This is a genomic window from Streptomyces sp. WAC00040 (assembly GCF_056835925.1).
On the sequence record NZ_JAKQZE010000004.1, the window covers coordinates 163876 to 181746 of the forward strand.

The window sequence follows — 17871 nt, forward strand, 5'->3', positions numbered from 1 at the left end:
GGTCAGCGGGCGGAGGCCAGGAACCCTTCGATGGCGTCGGCGGCGACGACCGGTCCGTCGATCTGCTGCATCTTGGTCTGCAGGGCCGTGACGCGGTCCTTGACGCCCTGGTCGGCGTGGACGTCGTCGGCGAGCTTGCGCAGGCTCTGGACGGTGGTGTCGGAGGCGGTGAGCAACCGGCCGAGGCCCAGTTCCTCGACGCGCAGGCCGTTGGCCCGCTGCTCGTTCATCTGGGGGATGACGACCATGGGCACGCCGTTGTAGAGGGATTCCATGGTGCTGTTCATGCCGCCGTGGGTGATGAACAGGCTCGCGTGGCGCAGCACGTCGAGCTGCGGCACGTGCCGGGAGACGTGGAAGTGGGCGGGCAGGTCGCCCAGTTCGGCCGCGTCGACGTGGTCGCCGACGGCCATCACGACCTCCCAGGGGGCGTCGCGGAACGCTTCGACGGCCATGGTGAAGAACTCGGGCCAGCCGGTGGCGGCGGTGCCCAGGGAGATCAGCAGGACGGGCCGGTCGCCGGTGGGCTGCCAGGTGCCCTGGAATGCGGACCGGTCGCCGAGGCAGGGTCCGGCGAAGACGAATCGCTCGTCGAAGGTGTCGCCGTCGTAGTGGAACTCGCGGGGCAGGAAGATGATGCCGAGGTCCTCGATCTTGGTGAGGAACTCCATCGCGGAGGTTCCTTCCAGGCCGATGCTCGGCAGGTGCGCCTCGAGCTGGGTGAGCATGTCCATCACCAGCGGGTCGCTCATCTCCGCGACCGGGAACTTCTCGTGGATGGCGAAGTGCTCGTTGGCCCCGTACGAGGGGTGCAGCCTGATCGCGGGCACGTCGTGCTTCGCGGCGTAGAACCGGGCGCCCCAGGCCATGAAGTCGTAGACGACGAGGTCGGGGCGGTCGTCGGCGTAGGAGGCCTCGGCGGATTCGGCGAGGGTCTTCGCCTCGTTGAAGCAGCGCAGGCCTTCGCCCTTGAGGGCTTCGGGGGTGTAGGGGCTGGTGTAGTAGTCGCCGAAGACGGAGGTGTAGGTGACCGGGCGGGCACCGGACGCCTCGATGGCCGGCGCGAAGTGGTCGGTGGTGGTGCAGGTGACCTTGTGGCCGCGCCGGACCAGTTCCTGGACCACTCCCAGGTTGGGGTTGATGTGGCCGAAGGCGGGGAAGTTGAAGAACGCGATGTGCTTACTCATGTCACCTGTTTCTGTGGGGGGCGGGGTGGTGGGACGAGCCGCCGGCCGGTCGGATGGTCATCGCACGGGGTAGTCCTCGCGGACTTCGGCGAGTTTCGATTTGCCTTCGGCGAAGGTGGGCAGCCGTGCGGTTTCCGTGGCGACCCAGTGGGTGGACTCCCACGCGTACATCACCTTCTTGGTCTTCCGCATGGCCACCATGTGTTCCGCCGACGCGACGAACGCGCGCATGGACTCCTCGTCCTTCCAGATGGAAAGGCCCTTGGCGCTGTTCCAGCAGCGCTCGGAGTAGGCGAAGGTGGCGGCCAGCATCCCGTACTTTTCCCAGCCCTCTTGTATGAGGACCTGAATCATGTCAGCGGTCGTCTCTTCGGCGTCCGGTTTCGGCCATCCGCTGGATGCGGATATGAGATACCGGTCGGGCAGGGGGCCGCGCAGCAATCCGGTGCCGGGGTCGATGGCGGGCCCGGTCCACGGGACCACGATCTGCAGATCCGTCTCGTCGCAGTCGGCGAATCCCTGGAGTGTCGTCGGCAATTGAAGTGTTCTGCTGCCGGCGCATTTCCTGCCGGTGGCTTCCTGTGTGGACACGTCCGTCCCCTCTTCCCTGTCTGTCCGTGGATTTCGCCGTGGCGCTCTGCCCGCGGGCCGGTTCAGGCTGCGGTCTTCTTGCGCCGGACGGAAAGCTCGGAGTATTCGGCGACGACCATGCGCAGGACGTGCAGTCGTCCCTCGCCGGTCAGTTCCAGGGTGGGCAGCAGCGGCAGCAGTGCATGGAACATGGCCCGCAGTTCGATGCGGGCGAGTGCCATGCCGATGCAGCGGTGTTCGCCGGCGCCGCCGAAGGCGAGGTGCTTGTTGGGCGAGCGGGTGATGTCGAAGCGGTCCGGCTCGTCGAAGATGTCCTCGTCGCGGTTGGCCGAGGGGTGCACCATGGCGACGGTCTGGCCCTTGCGGATGAGCTGGCCGCGGATCTCGAGGTCCTGCTTGGCGACCCGGGCGAAGACGATGCCCACCGACGTCCAGCGCAGGATCTCCTCGACGGCGCTGTCGACCAGGGACGGGTCGTCGATCAGCTTCCGCAGCTGGTCCGGGTGCTCCAGCAGGGCCTTCACGCCGCCGACGATCGCGTTGCGGCTGGTGCCGTTGCCGGCGTGCACCAGGTTGGTGAAGTGGTAGGAGATGTCGTGGAACTGGAGCTTCTCGCCGTTCAGGCGGGCGTTCGCGAGCCGGCTGAGGACATCCTTGCCGTCGCCGCCGCCCTCTGCCATGCGGGTGCGCACCAGTTGGGCCATGTAGTCGTCGAGGTCCATGATCAGGCGCATGAAGGCGGCCTGCGGGTCCTCGCCGTCGAGGGACTTGAAGCCGGAGCTGAAGGCGCTGGCGATCTTGTGGTGCAGGTCGAAGAGGTACTCCCAGTCCTTCTCCGGGACGCCCAGCAGGTCGAACAGGGCGGCCAGCGGCAGCTTCGCGGACAGCTCGTGCGCCACGTCGGCGTGGCCGCGCTCGTCGAGGAGCTGGGTGAACTCGGCGACGTGCTGGACGGCGAGCTCCTTGAGCCGCACCTCCATCTCGGCCAGACCGCCGGCGGTGAAGGCCGGGTAGATGGCCTTGCGCACCTGGAGGTGGCCCGGCGGGTCCATGAACGGCAGGCCGTAGTGGTAGTCGACGGGGTGGCCGTACTGCTCGGCGCGGCGGACCCGTTCGGTCTCGAATGGCTCGATCTCGTCGGGGGTCTCGATCTGCACGCGCTGGCTGACGGTGAACAGGTGCGGGTTGGCGGCGACCCAGGCGAGGTCGTCGTACTTGGTCAGCGCCCAGAAGGGCTCGTAGCCCGGGCGCTGGTACCAGTAGACGGGGGCCTCGCGGCGCAGCTGCTCCCACTCCTTCCACGGGTAGCCGCGCTCGTTGATGAGCGCTTCGCTGGTGATGTCGAGGGAGTCGAGGGTGGGCATCGCGGTTGCCTTCTTTCGTTGTCAGCGGGGGGTGTGCGCGGTGAGGAACCCGGTGATCGCCTCGACGGTCGCGTTTCGCCGCTCGGGGGCGTCGAAGCCGTGGTCGAGGAGGGTCGCCCGCGGGGCCTCCGCGGCGATGCGCTTGGACACGCCCTCGGGGTGGTGCAGGTCGCTTCCGGGCAGCAGGAGCAGCGGGGCGGGGAAGCTGGTCATCCACTCCTCGGGGACGGTGAAGTAGGCCGACCCGTCGGGCCAGACGCCGTCGCGGAAGCGGACCAGGCGGGTGACGTAGCTTTCACGGGTGAAGGTGAGGAACTCCTCGCGGAAGGCGGCGTCGTCGTGGAGCCGCTGCGCGAAGGGCCCGGCGGCCGGGTTGAGGCTGAACCGGGGCTCGTGCAGGGCGGCTTCGATCACCGCGCGCAGTCCCATGGTGTCGGGGTCGTCGAGGGAGGCGGCGCGGACGTGGCGCATCGCCTCGTCGAACTCGGTGAAGAAGGAGCCGAGGGTGTTGGTGGAGTCCCGGCCGGCGGGCTCCTGGCCGACGACGGCGGCCACCCGGTCGGGGGCCTGGTGGGTGAGCCGCCAGGCGTGGGCGCATCCGCTGCCGGCGGCCACCAGGTGGGCCCGGTCGATGCCGAGGTGGTCGAGGACCGCGAGTTGGTCGCCGGTGGTCTGCTCGTACGAGAAGGGGGTGGTGGGGGCGTGGCTGCGGCCGGCGTGGCGCTGGTCCATCGCGATGACGCGGAAGTGGGGGGCCAGTTCGCGCACGGGGTGGTAGAAGTTCGCGTCCCAGGACTCGATCTGGCTGCTCACGCCGCCCGGGGCGAGGAGCAGGACGGGGAATCCTTCCCCGTGCTCCTGGTAGTGGATGCGGGCACCGTCGGGGCGCTGGATCTCGGGCATGGCGTTCCTCCGTGAAGGTGTGTCAGGAAGGGCGGGGGCGGGCGGGCGGGTCATCGGCCCGGGGCGGGGATCGCGGAGAGGAGTTCGGCGGCCATGGCCTGTGCGTTCTCGAGCGGTGCCGCGTGGGTGCCGGGGATGCTGCGCCGGGTGAAGGTTCCGTGGGTCATTTCGCGCCAGCTGTCCATGGACGGTGCGGGGACCACCGGGTCGTGGGTGCCGGCTATGGCGACGACGGGGATCTTCAGCGGGTCGCGGTGGACGTCGGCGAGGGTTTCGCGGTGGTTCTCGCCGAGCTGGACGTCGACGACGAGCCGTTGGATGTACTCGGTGAGGAGGTCTTCGTTGTCGAGGATCTGCTGGGGCAGCAGCCCTTGGTAGACCTCGGCGAGGTGGGCGGTCGAGGTGCCGTCCCAGGCGGCGGTCGCCTCCCCGATCCGCTGGATGATCTCGGGTGTGTCGGCGAACGGGGTGCGGGCGCAGGCGACCACGAGGGACAGCGGCGGTGCGTCGTCGCGTTCGGCGAGCCGGTGGGCGACTTCCCAGGCGAGCCAGGAGCCCTGGCTGTGGCCGTAGAGGACCAGCGGGATCGGGTCGTGGCCGGACAGGGCGGTCGTGATGTGTTCGGCGACGGCTGTCATGTCGGTCATCGGCGGTTCGTCGGTGCGGGCCTCGCGGCCCGGCATCTGCACGCCGAGGAGTTCGACGCCCTCTGGGAGGTTGCGGATCAGCGGGGTGTAGCCGCCGGTGGTGCCGCCCATGCCGGGCAGGCACACGATCCGGGCGTGCGGCCGGGTGGCGGGCTTGAGGACCCGCAGCCAGGGGTTGTCGCCGGTTGGGGGCGGCGGTGGCGGGCCGGCGGGCTCGCCGTGGAGTTCGCCGATGAGGTGGCGGGCGATGCCGTCGCAGGTGGCGTGTTTGATGAGGATGCCGGTGGTCAGGGGCAGGCCGGTGGCGCGGGCGAGGTTGCCGCGGACGGTGACGGCCATCAGGGAGTCGAATCCGAGCTGTTGCAGCGGCTGCAGGTCGGGGATGTCCGCGGCCGCGAGGCCCAGGACGTGGGCCATTTCGGTGCGGACGATCCCGGTCATGTGGTGCAGGCGCGTCTCGGGGCTCATGCGGGCGAGTTCGTCGGCGAGGCGGGCGCCGGCGAGGGTGTCGTCGGGTGTCTGGTGGGCGGCGAGAGCGGCGCGGACGTCGTCGATGTCCTCGATGAGGGGGCGGGGCCGGGCCGCGCAGTAGGCGGGGGCGAAGCGGGCCCAGTCGATGTCCGCGACACCGAGGGTGGTCAGGTCGGCGTCGAGGGCGGCGCCGAGGGCGTGCAGGGCGTGGGCGGGTTCCATGGAGTACAGGCCGCGGGCCTGGACGTGTTCTTCGGCCTCCGCGGTGAGCATGCCCTCGCCGGCCCAGCCGCCCCAGTGGACCACGGTTGCGGTCAGGCCGAGGGTGCGGCGGTGGCGGGCGAGGGCGTCGAGTCCGGTGTTGGCGGCGGCGTACAGGGCCTGGTGGGCTCCGCCCCACAGGCTGGCGCCGCTGCCGTAGAGGAGGAACGCGTCCAGGGGGCGGTCGGTGAGCAGGTCGTGGAGGTGCCGGGCGCCGTGGAGTTTGGCGGCCAGTTCCTCGCCTATCTGGTCGTGGGTGATCGCCTGGAGGGCGGTGCCGCGGGTGATGCCGGCGAGGTGGGCGACCACGCGCAGCGGTTGCGTCGCGTCGTCGTCGCAGTGTTCGAGGAGCCGGCGCAGTTGTTCGCGGTCGCTGATGTCGCAGTCGGTGGTGGTGACGGTGATGCCGGCGCCGGCGAGTTCGTCGCGCAGTGCGGCGGCGGCGGCCGAGCGGGAGGCGGTGCGGGAGGCCAGGACGAGGCGGGTGGTGCCGCGACGGGTGAGGTAGCGGGCCAGGTGCAGGCCCAGTCCTCCGGTGCCGCCGGTGATCAGTGCTGTGCCGCCGGTGGTCCAGTCGGTGGCGGGCCGGTCGGGGGCGGTTCGCAGCATCCGGCGGACGTAGCGGCCGTCGGGGCGCAGGGCGATCTGGTCCTCGTGGTCCTTGGCCAGCAGGGTGTTCACGAGTTGGAGGGCCCAGCCGTCGTGGGGGCTCGCCGGCAGGTCGACGGTGCCGCCGGTCAGGGCGGGCTGTTCCAGGGCGGTCACCCGTGCCAGTCCGGCCACCAGGGCCTGCAGGGGGTGGGGCAGGGGTTCGGTGCCGTCGATGCTGACCGCGCCTTGGGTGAGCATCCACAGCGGCAGGGGCAGGCCGGTGTCGATGAGGGCCTGGACGAGGGTGAGGGTGGTGCGGAATCCGTGCGGGACGCCGGCGGTGTCGAGGGTGGTGTCGAGGCCGCCGAGTGTCACGATGCCGGCGAGGCCGGGGGCGAGGGTGTTCAGGGCGGTGGCCAGTTCGGTGCGGTCCTGGCCGGTGTCGAGGCGGTGCATGGTGGCGCCGGCCAGGCGCAGTTCGCGGGTGAGTTCGTCGGCGAGGCCGGCCTGTTCGGGGCCGGCGGCCAGGGCCCAGCCGCCTTCGAGGGCGGCGGGGGTGGTGGCGGGCGGGGACTGCGGTTGCCACACGTCGTCGTAGAGCCAGGGGGCGACGGTGGCATGGGTGTGCTGCCTGTCCTGCCAGGCGGCGAGCAGCGGCAGGAGTTCGTCGATCCCGGCGCGCAGCGGTGCGGGGGCGTCCAGCAGGTCCGCGATCCGGCCGCTCTCGCCGGCGCGGACGGCTGTCCAGAAGGCGTCGACGGGTGCGGCGGTGGACGTGGTGGTGGTCTTGGCGGGGGTGTCGATCCAGTAGCGGCGGCGCTGGAAGGCGTAGGTGGGCAGTGCGGCCACGGGTGCTTCGCCGAGGACGCGTCGCCAGTCGACGGGGACGCCGTGGACGTGGAGCAGGCCGGCGGTGCGCAGGAACTGGGTGAGGTCGCCGTGGTCGCGTTGGAGTGTGGCTGCGACGACGGCCTGGTCGTGGCCGGCGTGCAGGGTGCCGTCCGTCAACGGCATGATCAGGACCGGGTGGGGGCTGACCTCCACGAACACGTCCAGCCCGTCCGCGAGCAGCGCCTGCTGCGCCGCATCGAGGCGCACCGGCCGGCGGAGGTTGCGGCACCAGTACGCGGCATCGAGCGCCGTGCCCTCCAGCAGCGCGCCGGTGACCGTCGAGTAGAACGGCACCTGTCCCGAGCGCGGCCGCAGCGGGGCGAGGCGGGCCTCCAGGTCGGGCAGCAGGGCGTCCATATGATGGCTGTGGGAGGCGACCGGCGCCTCCAGCCACCCGCACGACACATCCGCGTCGTCCCACATCTCCAGCAGCGCGCCGATCGCGTCCGCGTCACCGGAGACAGCGGTCGAGGACGGTGTGTTCACCGCCGCCACCGACACCGCGTCCCCGTACGGGCCGATCGCCTCCTCCACCTCGTCGAGCGGGAGTTCCACCACCGCCATACGGCCCACACCGGCGACCGTCTGCAGCGCGGCGCTGCGCACACCGATCACCCGTGCACCGTCCTCGACGGACAGCGCACCGGCCACCACCGCGGCCGCCACCTCACCCTGCGAATGGCCCACCACCGCGGCCGGCTCCACGCCCAAGGACCGCCACACCGCAGCCAAGCCCACATACACCGCGAACATCACCGGCTGCAGCACATCCAGCCGCGACCAGTCCTCCACGCACCCTTCCCGCAGCAGGCCCTCCACCGACCGGTCCAAATACGGCGCCAGCGCCTGATCACACTCACGCACCGCGTCGGTGAACACCTGCGACTGCTCCAGCAGTCCACGCCCCATCCCCGCCCACTCACTACCCTGACCCGGGAAGACGAACACGACCTGGCCCCGCTCCCCCGCCGAGCCCTGGATCAGGGCGCGGTGGGAGCGGTGTCCGGCGAGGGCGGTGAGGGCTTCGGCCGCGTCGGTGGTGGTGCCGGCCATGACGACGGCCCGTTCGGTGAAGTGGGCGCGGCGGGTGGCGGCGGTGGCGGCGATGTCCCGCAGGGGCGTGCCGGGGTGGGCCCTGAGCCAGTCGGCCCAGCGTCCGGCCTGCTCGCGCAGTGCCGTGTCGTTCCGTGCGGAGAGGACGACGGGCAGGGGGGCAGGCTGTTCGCCGTCGGTGCGGGGGGTTTCGTGCGGGTGGCGCGGCGGGGCCTGTTCGAGGACGACGTGGGCGTTGGTGCCGCCGATGCCGAAGGAGGAGACGCCGGCGCGGCGGGGGGTGTCCTGCTGCCACGGGCGCAGTTCGGTGTTGACGTGGAAGAGGGTGGGGTCGAGGCCCATCTCGGGGTTGGGGCGTTCGAAGTTGAGGCTGGGCACGAGTTCGGCGTGGTGCAGGCACAGGGCTGCCTTGATGAGGCCGGCGAGTCCCGCGGTGACGTCGGTGTGGCCGATGTTGGTCTTCACGGAGCCGAGGGCGCACGGCTCGTCGCGGTCGTCCGCGGCGAACACCTGCTGCAGTGCCTGTACTTCGATGGGGTCTCCCAGCGCGGTCGCGGTGCCGTGGGCTTCGATGAGCCCGATGTCGGCGGGGGTGAGACCGGCTGCGGCCTGGGCGGCGGCGATGACCTGTGCCTGGCCCTCGACGCTCGGCGCGGTGAAGCCGACCTTGTCGGCGCCGTCGTTGTTGACGGCGCTGCCGCGGATCACGGCGTAGACGGTGTCGCCGGCGGCGAGGGCGTCGGACAGGCGGCGCAGGACCACCACGCCGACGCCGCTGCCGAAGACGGTGCCGCCGCCCTTCTCGTCGAAGGCGCGGCACTTGCCGTCCGCGGAGAGCACCAGGCCCTGCTGGTACATGTAGCCCTGTTTGAGGGGGACGGTCAGTGACGAGGCGCCGACGAGGGCGACGTCGGACTCGCCGCGCAGCAGGCTTTCGCGGGCCAGGTGGGCGGCGACCAGGCCGGTCGAGCAGGCGGTCTGCACGGACAGGGCGGGGCCGCGGAGGTTGAGCTTGTGGGCGACGCGGGTGGCGAAGTAGTCGTTCTTGGTGCCGATCATGGTGCGGAAGAACGACGACATGTCGTTGACTTCCTCGCCGCCGTAGCCGCCGAAGCCCGATCCGCCGAAGACTGCGATGCTGCCGTCGTAGGTCTGCGGGACCAGGCCCGCGTGTTCCAGGGCTTCCCAGGCGCATTCGAGGAAGAGGCGGTGCTGCGGGTCCATCGTCTCGGCCTCGGCGGGCGAGTAGTCGAAGAACGTGGCGTCGAAGAGGTCCGCGTTCTCCACGTGGCCCTTGGCCCGCACGTAGTTCGGGTCGCGCAGCAGCGTGTCGGGGACGCCGGCGGCCCGCAGTTCGGTCTCGGAGAACCGGGTGATCGACTCGGTGCCGTTGCGGAGGTTGTTCCAGTAGGTGGTGATGTCCGGTGCGCCGGGCAGCCGGCAGGACATGCCGACGATGGCGATCGCGTCGTCGTCGGTGCGGCGCGGCGGTGCGGGTCGCGGGCCGCGGGCGGTCCTGGTGGCGTCGTGGTCGCCGCGCAGGAAAGCGGCGAGCTGCCGGACGGTGGGGTAGCGGAAGACCGCGGACAGGGGGAACTCGCGGCCGAGTCCTTCGCAGATGACCTTGTGGGCCTGAAGGGCGGTCATCGAGTTGCCGCCCAGCTCGAAGAAGCCGCGGTCGGTTTCGATCCGTGGACGGTCCAGCACCTGCGCCCAGGCGCGTCGCACCAGTTGCTCGACGCTGTCGCCGAGGGGGGCGGGCGCGGCGGGTGCGGTGTCGGAGGGGGCCGGTGCCGTGCCGGCGGCCCGCGGTGCGGGCATCCTGAGCAGCGCACCGCGGTCGACCTTCTTGTTGGGGGTGTGCGGCAGTTCGTCCAGGCGTACCAGCCGGGTAGGCACCATGTAGGCGGGGACCCGTTCGGCGATGTAGGCGCGTACGAGGTCCTCTTCGGCGGGCCGGCCCGTCCAGTACAGGAACAGCCGGGGGTCGTTCTCGGTGTCCTGGCGTACGACGGCGGCGCATTCGACGACGCAGTCGTGTTCGCCCGCGACGGCTTCGATCTCGCCGAGTTCGATGCGGTGTCCGTACAGCTTGATCTGGGTGTCGATGCGGCCGCAGTACTCGAGGCTGCCGTCCTCGCGGTAGCGCACCAGGTCGCCGGTGCGGTACATGCGGGCGCCGGGGCAGAACGGGTCGGGCACATAGCGTTGTGCGGTCAGTTCCGGCCTGCCGAGATAGCCGCGGGTGACGGCCCGGCCGCTGATCCACAGTTCGCCGCGGCTGCCGCGGGGCATCCGTGCGCCGTGGCTGTCGAGGACGTACAGGCCGGTGCCCAGGACGGCGTCGCCGAGGGACACCTCGCCCGGTTCGACGTTCCAGGTGGTGGACCACACGGTGCATTCGGAGGGGCCGTAGATGTTGGTCACCGAGCCGCGTACGGTGCGCAGCAGTTTCTTCGCGAGCGGCCGGTCCAGCGCCTCGCCGCCGACGATCATGCGGTCCAGGCCGCCGAGCAGGGCCCGGCCGTCGGCGTCGGCCAGCAGCATTCTGGCCAGCGAGGGGGTGCACTGCAGGTGGGTGGGTGCGAAGGAGCGGTAGCCGGGCCATTCGCCGACGCTGCCCTGGGCGATGACGACGCGGTAGCCGCGGGTGAGGGTCCAGATCAGTTCGACGGTGGAGATGTCGAACGAGGGGCTGGTCACGGCCAGCCAGGTGTCTCCGGGGCCGCCGCCGATCCGCTCGTCGACGCTGCGGCAGAAGTTGACGAATTGTCCGTGCTCGATCAGGACGCCCTTGGGGGTGCCGGTGGAGCCGGAGGTGTAGATGACGTATCCCAGGTCGTCGAGCGCGGGGCGGGCGGCCGGCGGGGGCCATGCGGCGTCGAGGGGGGCGTCGGGGATGTCGCCGATCAGCAGGACGTGGGCCGTGGTGTCCACCGGCCGGTCGGAGACGAGGACCCGCAGTCCGCTGTCCTGGATCACGTAGTCGACGCGTGCCTGCGGGTAGTGCGGGTCGACGGGCAGGTAGGCGCCGCCCGCCATCCAGATGGCGAGCACCGAGACGACCAGGTCCGCGGAGCGGGGCAGGTGCACCCCTACCGGGATCTCGGCCGTCACACCGGCCTCGGTGAGCCGCGCGGCCAGTGTCCCGGCCCGCGCCACCATCTGACGGTAGGTCGTCTCCCGGCCGTCGCAGACCAGGGCGATCGCGTCGGGTGTGCGCCGCGCCTGGGCCAGCACCAGGTCCAGGGCGGTCGTGGTGTCCGGGCCCGCCGTGAGCGACGGCCGGCCGCCGCGCTCGTCCAGCCAGGCCAGCTCGGCCGCCTCCAGCAGATCCAACTCGCTCAGGCGGCGCCGCGGCTGTGCGGCCAGCGACTCGAGCAGGGTGCGGAAGTTGCGCACCATCCGCTCGGCGGACGCCCGGTCCATGGTGTGGGGGAGGTACTCCAGTTCGCCCCACAGTCCGTCGCCGCTGGGCGCGAGGTTCATGCCGAGGGCGAACTTGGAGGCGCCGCGGACGTTGCCCGCGCCGTTGCCGCCGGCCGGCAGGAGCCAGGCGTCCTCGCCGCTGCCCAGGGCGGGGAAGTCGGCGCCCATGTAGTTGAACACGGCGCGGATCAGCGGGTTGTCGTCGCCGGTGCGGGGCGTGTCGGCGACCTTCATCACCTCGGTGAGCGGCACGCTCTGGTGCTCGACCAGCCCCAGGATCCGCGGCTGCATCGCGGCCAGCAGATCGGTGAAGACGGGGTCGCCGCTCAGATCGCAGCGCAGGGGCAGCGTGTTGGTGAAGAAGCCCAGCACGTCCGAGGTGCCCGGCAGCTGGCGGTTGGCCCAGACCGTGCCCAGGGTGAAGTCGTCCTGACCGGCGTAGCGGGCCAGCATCACGGCGAACGCGCCGGCGAAGACGGTGTACGGGGTCACGGACGCTTCGGAGGCGAGTGCCTCCAGTTGCCCGCGCAGCTTTGCGGGCACGGTGAAGTAGACCGCGTCGCCGCCTTCGGCGCCTTCCGCCACGGCCTGCGGGCCGGGTGGCAGTTCCAGGATCGGCGAGCCCTGAAGTTCGGCGGCGAAGAACCGCAGCCCTTCCTCGAACCGCCCCTCCGCGAGGCTGCGCTGTTCCCAGCGGGCGTAGTCGCCGACGTGGTGCGCGGGTTCGGCCGCCTGCGGCTGCTGTCCCTCCGTGAACGTGCGGTAGGCGTCGTACAGTTCGCGCAGGAAGACCGTCAGGGACCAGCCGTCGGTGACCGAGTGGTGGAAGGTCAGGCACAGGATCTGGCCGTCGGCGCCGGTGTCGAGCAGGCGACAGCGCAGCAGGGTCGGTCCGGCGAGGTCGAAGGGCTGCAGCTCCTCCTGCCGGATCCTGTCGTCCACCGCGTCCTGGCCGAGGCCGGACAGGTCCTCGTACGTGAACGGGACGGTGACGTCGGTGTGGACGTTCTGGACCAGCCGGCTCTCTCGGGAGCCCAGTCCGGTACGCAGTGCCTCGTGCCGCCCGGCCATCCAGGCCAGGGCCCGGACGAACGCGTCGCGGTCCAGCGGACGGGCAGGCCGTATACGCAGAGCCACGTTGTAGCGGGCGGTGCCCGGGTGCATCTGCTCCAGGAACCACAGGCGGTTCTGACCCTCGGTCGCCGGGTGGGCGTCCCGTTGTCCGGCGCGTTCCAATGGCAGCGGTGCTGCGCCGGCGGTGCCGGGGGTGACGATGCCGGGTGCGGCGTCGAAGACGTGGGTGAGGAGGTGGTCGGCCAGGGCGCCGGGGGTGGGGTGGGCGAAGGCGAGGTCCGCGGGCAGGACGGCGCGTACCTGTGCCGACAGGCGGCGGCGCAGTTCGACGGCCATCAGCGAGTCGAGACCCAGGTCCTTGAGCGGCTGGTCGTCGCCGATCTCCCGCGGGTCCGTGATACCGAGGACGACCGCGACGTCGCGGCGCACCATCTCGGTGACCGCGGCGCGGCGCTCGGCCTGCGGCAGGGCGGCGAACTGCTCACGCAGGTCGGAGCCGGAGCCGGGGGAACGGCGTGTGCCGCGCAGGCGGGCGGGGACCAGGGCGCGGAAGACGGGCGGGAGTTGCTCGCCGTCGTCGAGGGCGCGGCGCAGTGATGCGGTCTCGAGCTTGATCGGGACGAGGTGGGCGTGCGGCTGGAGCATGGCGGCGTCCAGCGCGGCCAGTGCCTGCTGCTGGGACAGAGCGCCGAAGCCCTGGCGCCGCATCCGCGCCACGTCCTGCTGCCCGAGTTCCGCTGTCAGTCCGATTCCGGCCTGCTGCCACAGACCCCAGGAGAGGCTGGTCGCGGCCAGGCCCTGACTACGGCGGAGGGCGGCGAGCGTGTCCAAGGCCGTGTTGGCGGCGGCGTAGTTGCTCTGGCCGGGGCCGCCGAGGACGCCGGAGGCGGAGGAGTAGAGGACGAAGGCGGCGAGATCGAGGCCGAGTTCGCGGGTGAGGTCGTGCAGGTGCAGCGCACCCTCGGTCTTCGGACCCAGGACGCGGGCCAGACGGTCGCTGTCCTGACCCTGGAGGAGTCCGTCGTCGAGGACGGCGGCGAGGTGGAACACACCGGTCCACGGGTGGGCGGTGTCCACCCCGGCGAGCAGGGCACGGACCTGGGCACGATCGGCCACATCACACGCGACGACCTCGACACGCTCGGCACCCGCCGCGGTCAACTCCCCCACCAACTCATCGGCGCCAGGTGCGTCCGTGCCACGACGTGAGGTCAGCACCAGACGGCGCACCCCATGCTCATGGACCAGGTGACGGGCCAACGCCTGACCCAACTCCCCCGTGCCGCCCGTGATCAGGACCGTGCCGGCAGGATCCAGCCCACGGCTCTGCGCGCCGGCATCTGCCGACGCCCGGACCAGTCGGGCCGCCAGCACCTTGCCTGCGCGGACGATCAGCTCGGGCTCGTCCGCCACTCGCACGGCCGACGCCAAGCCCTCATCGGTGTCGGTGTCGATCAGGCGGATCACCCGCTCGGGGTGCTCACTGCGCGCCGAACGCACCAGACCCCACAACGACGCCTGGCCCACGTCCACGGCGTCCTCACCGACCGCACCGCAGGTCACCAACACGATCTCGGCTGCGTCGCCGGGCAACGCCTGCTGAAGTTCGGCCAGTCCACGTCCGGCGACCTCCCTCACCGCACCCGACCAGCCCCGCGCGTCGATCACCAGCCGCTCGGCGTCCCGTGCCTGAGAGCCGGCCATGACCGGCTGGAACTCCACCCGGTACAGGTGGTCGACGGACACCGACGCGGCGGCGCGGATCTGCTCCGCCGTGGCCGGCCGTACCTGGAGTCCCTCGATCCGGGCGACGGGGTCGCCGTTCTCGTCGGCCACCCAGATCCGGGCGGCGGTGCGTGTCTCGTCGAGCTCGGCCCGGACGTGAAGCAGGCTGCCCGCGCCGGTGAGGATGTCGACCCCGGTCCATTGGAACGGCAGGGCGATGTCGTCTCCCGTGCCGTTGCCGTCCGGTACGGCGAACAGGGTGTGCAGGGCGGTGTCGAGGAGTGCGGGATGGATGCCGTAGCCGTCGGTCGTGACGTCCTCGGGCAGCCGCACCAGGCCATAAGCCGTGTCGCCGTCACGCCACAACTCGCTCAGGCCCTGGAATGCGGGGCCGTACTCGACGCCGATGGTGTCCAGACGCTCGTAGAAACCGTCCAGGTCCACCCGCTGCGCACCCGCCACCGGCCACTGCGCCAACGCCTCGAACCCGCCGGACGCGACGGCCGGTGCCTCACTCAGCACGCCGGACGCATGCCGCACCCACTCACCGTCCTCACCACGCCGGCTGTAGACCGCCACCGCACGACGACCATCCGGACCGGGCGCCCCCACCGTCACCTGAAGCCGCAGCTCACCCTCCAGCGGAACGACCAGCGCCTCCAGGAGCGCCAGCTCCTCCACCCGGCCCGCACCCACGAAATGGCCCGCCGACAAAGCGAGTTCCAACAACGCGGTGCCAGGGACGATCACCGTGCCGAACACCGCATGATCGGCCAACCAGCCGAACTCACGCAGCGACACACGACCGCTGAACACATGACCCTCGCCGTCGGCGAGCGCGGTCACCACACCCAGCCACGGATGCCCCGCCGACTCCAACCCCACCGAGGTCACATCACCCGACGCCTTGGTGACGGTGTCCAGCCAGAAACGTTCGCGCTGGAAGGCATAGGTCGGCAGGTCCACCACCGGACCGTGCGTTCCCAGCAGGGGCTCCCAGGCCACCTCGACGCCCGCCACGTGCAGCAGCGTCACCATGCGCGCCATCTGCGCCAGATCCCCGCGCTCGCGCTGGAGCGTGCCGACGACCACACCCCGCCCGGCACTGCCGTCCGTCAACGGCATGATCAGGACCGGGTGGGGGCTGACCTCCACGAACACGTCCAGCCCGTCCGCGAGCAGCGCCTGCTGCGCCGCATCGAGGCGCACCGGCCGGCGGAGGTTGCGGCACCAGTACGCGGCATCGAGCGCCGTGCCCTCCAGCAGCGCGCCGGTGACCGTCGAGTAGAACGGCACCTGTCCCGGGCGCGGCCGCAGCGGGGCGAGGCGGGCCTCCAGGTCGGGCAGCAGGGCGTCCATATGGTGGCTGTGGGAGGCGACCGGCGCCTCCAGCCACCCGCACGACACATCCGCGTCGTCCCACATCTCCAGCAGCGCGCCGATCGCGTCCGCGTCACCGGAGACAGCGGTCGAGGACGGTGTGTTCACCGCCGCCACCGACACCGCGTCCCCGTACGGGCCGATCGCCTCCTGCACCTCGTCGAGCGGGAGTTCCACCACCGCCATACGGCCCACACCGGCGACCGTCTGCAATGCGGCGCTACGCACACCGATCACCCGTGCACCGTCCTCGACGGACAGCGCACCGGCCACCACCGCGGCCGCCACCTCACCCTGCGAATGGCCCACCACCGCGGCCGGCTCCACGCCCAAGGACCGCCACACCGCAGCCAAGCCCACATACACCGCGAACATCACCGGCTGCAGCACATCCAGCCGCGACCAGTCCTCCACGCACCCTTCCCGCAGCAGGCCCTCCACCGACCGGTCCAAATACGGCGCCAGCGCCTGATCACACTCACGCACCGCGTCGGTGAACACCTGCGACTGCTCCAGCAGTCCACGCCCCATCCCCGCCCACTCACTACCCTGACCCGGGAAGACGAACACGACCTGGCCCCGCTCCCCCGCCGAGCCTTCGGCGACGTCCGGGTGGGGCAGGCCGTCGGCCAGGGTCCGCAGGGCGTGGGCCAGGGCGGCCGTGTCGTCTGCGACGACGCCCGCGCGTTCCGTGAAGTGCGTGCGGCCGGTGGCGGCGGTGGCGGCGATGTCCCGCAGGGGCGTGTCGGGGTGGGCCCTGAGCCAGTCGGCCCAGCGTCCGGCCTGCTCGCGCAGCGCCGCCCGGCTCGTGCCGGACAGCACCACGGGCGAGGGCGCGGGTGCCGAGGGCTCGACCGTCGCGGCGGGCGCGGGAGCTTCCTCGATGACGACGTGGGCGTTGGTGCCGCTCAGGCCGAAGGAGGAGACGCCGGCGCGGCGGGTCCGCTCGCCCTTGTGCCAGGGCCGGGCTTCCTGAAGGAGTGTCAGTCCGCTTCTGTGCCACTCGATGTGGGGGCTGGGCTCGTCGGCGTGCAGCGTGCGGGGCAGCGTCTCGTGCTGGAGGGCGAGAACCATCTTCATCACGCCGACGACGCCGGCGGCGGCCTGTGTGTGGCCGATGTTGGATTTCGAGGATCCGAGGAACACCTCGCGTGTGCCGAAGACTTCGGCGAGAGCGCCGGCTTCGATCGGGTCGCCCAGCGAGGTGCCGGTGCCGTGCGCCTCGATCACGTCGATGTCGGCGGGGGTGAGGCCGCCGGCGGCCAGGGCGTCGCGGATGACGCGCTGCTGGGAGGGTCCGTTGGGGGCGGTCAGGCCGTTGCTGGCGCCGTCCTGGTTGACGGCGGAGCCGCGGATCACGGCCAGGACGCGGTCGCCGTCGCGTTCGGCGGCCGACAGACGCTTGAGCACGATCATGCCGGCGCCTTCGGACCAGCCGCCGCCGTCGGCCTGGGCGGAGAAGCTCTTGCAGCGGCCGTCGGGGGCCATGGCGCCGAGCCTGCTGGACTCGACGAAGAGGCCGGGGGTCGTCATGACGGTCACGCCGCCGGCGAGTGCGAGGTCGCATTCGCCGTTGCGCAGGGCCGTGGCCGCGGTGTGGAGGGCGACGAGGGAGGAGGAGCAGGCGGTGTCGATGGTCATGGCGGGGCCCTGGAGGCCGAGCGCGTAGGAGACGCGTCCGGACAGGACGCTGCCGGCGATGCCGGTGCCCTGGTATCCGTCGAGGATCTCGTAGTCGGCCTGGGCGGTTTCGTAGTCGGAGCGCATGGCGCCGAGGTAGACGCCGGTGCGGCTGCCGGTGAGTGTGCCGGGGCGGATGCCGGCGCGCTCCAGCGCCTCCCACGACGCTTCCAGGACCAGGCGCTGCTGCGGGTCCATCGACTGGGCCTCGCGCGGGCTGATGCCGAAGAACGCGGCGTCGAAGTCCTCGATGCGGGTGAGGAATCCGCCTTCGCGGGAGTAGCTCTTGCCGGGGGCTGTCACATCGGGGTCGTAGAGGTCCAGGCCGTCCCAGCGGGCGGGCAGGGGTCCGGTGGTGTCCCTGCCCTGGGCGAGGACGTTCCAGAAGTCCTCGGGGGTCTCGATGTCGCCGGGGAGCCGGCAGGCCATGGAGATGATGGCGACGGGTTCGAAACGCTGCGCCTCGAGTTCCGCGTTGCGCTTTTGGAGCTGTAGAACGGCCGCCATGGCGCGCCGCAGTCGCTCTTCGTTCGCGGTGGTGTCGGCGGCGTTGGTGGCGTTGGCGTTCATCGGTTCTCCATGTGAGGCATCCGGCCTGGACGGGAGCGTGCGGTACGGCCGGAG

At 71.5% G+C, this 17871-nt stretch carries 5 protein-coding genes; all 5 read right to left on the bottom strand.

Translation table 11 applies throughout. The features are described from left to right. Positions 1-2 precede the first annotated feature (2 nt). A complete protein-coding gene (locus MDN94_RS31265) occupies positions 3-1187 on the bottom strand; it encodes a macrolide family glycosyltransferase (RefSeq protein WP_482729222.1) in 1185 nt (394 codons plus the stop codon). A 57-nt stretch (positions 1188-1244) separates the two neighbouring features. Beyond that, positions 1245-1778, bottom strand: coding sequence for a DUF3291 domain-containing protein (locus MDN94_RS31270; RefSeq protein ID WP_482729223.1), 534 nt, complete (start codon positions 1776-1778; stop codon positions 1245-1247). 62 nt (positions 1779-1840) lie between these two features. Then, entirely contained in the window at positions 1841-3142 is a 1302-nt protein-coding gene (locus MDN94_RS31275; protein ID WP_482729224.1) for a cytochrome P450, read from the bottom strand. Between the two features lie 21 nt (positions 3143-3163). Further along, a complete protein-coding gene (locus MDN94_RS31280; protein ID WP_441267593.1) occupies positions 3164-4045 on the bottom strand; it encodes an alpha/beta hydrolase in 882 nt (293 codons plus the stop codon). 50 nt (positions 4046-4095) lie between these two features. Then, the gene (locus tag MDN94_RS31285; protein ID WP_482729225.1) at positions 4096-17817 is read right to left on the bottom strand and encodes an amino acid adenylation domain-containing protein; all 13722 of its coding nucleotides are present in this window, start codon (positions 17815-17817) and stop codon (positions 4096-4098) included. Positions 17818-17871 lie beyond the last annotated feature (54 nt).

What these genes read in the sequence shown, in the direction of transcription:
- MDN94_RS31265 (WP_482729222.1), bottom strand. Translation starts at nt 1,187, where the DNA reads ATGAGTAAGCACATCGCGTTCTTCAACTTCCCCGCCTTCGGCCACATC.
- MDN94_RS31275 (WP_482729224.1), bottom strand. Translation starts at nt 3,142, where the DNA reads ATGCCCACCCTCGACTCCCTCGACATCACCAGCGAAGCGCTCATCAAC.
- MDN94_RS31280 (WP_441267593.1), bottom strand. Translation starts at nt 4,045, where the DNA reads ATGCCCGAGATCCAGCGCCCCGACGGTGCCCGCATCCACTACCAGGAG.
- MDN94_RS31285 (WP_482729225.1), bottom strand. Translation starts at nt 17,817, where the DNA reads ATGAACGCCAACGCCACCAACGCCGCCGACACCACCGCGAACGAAGAG.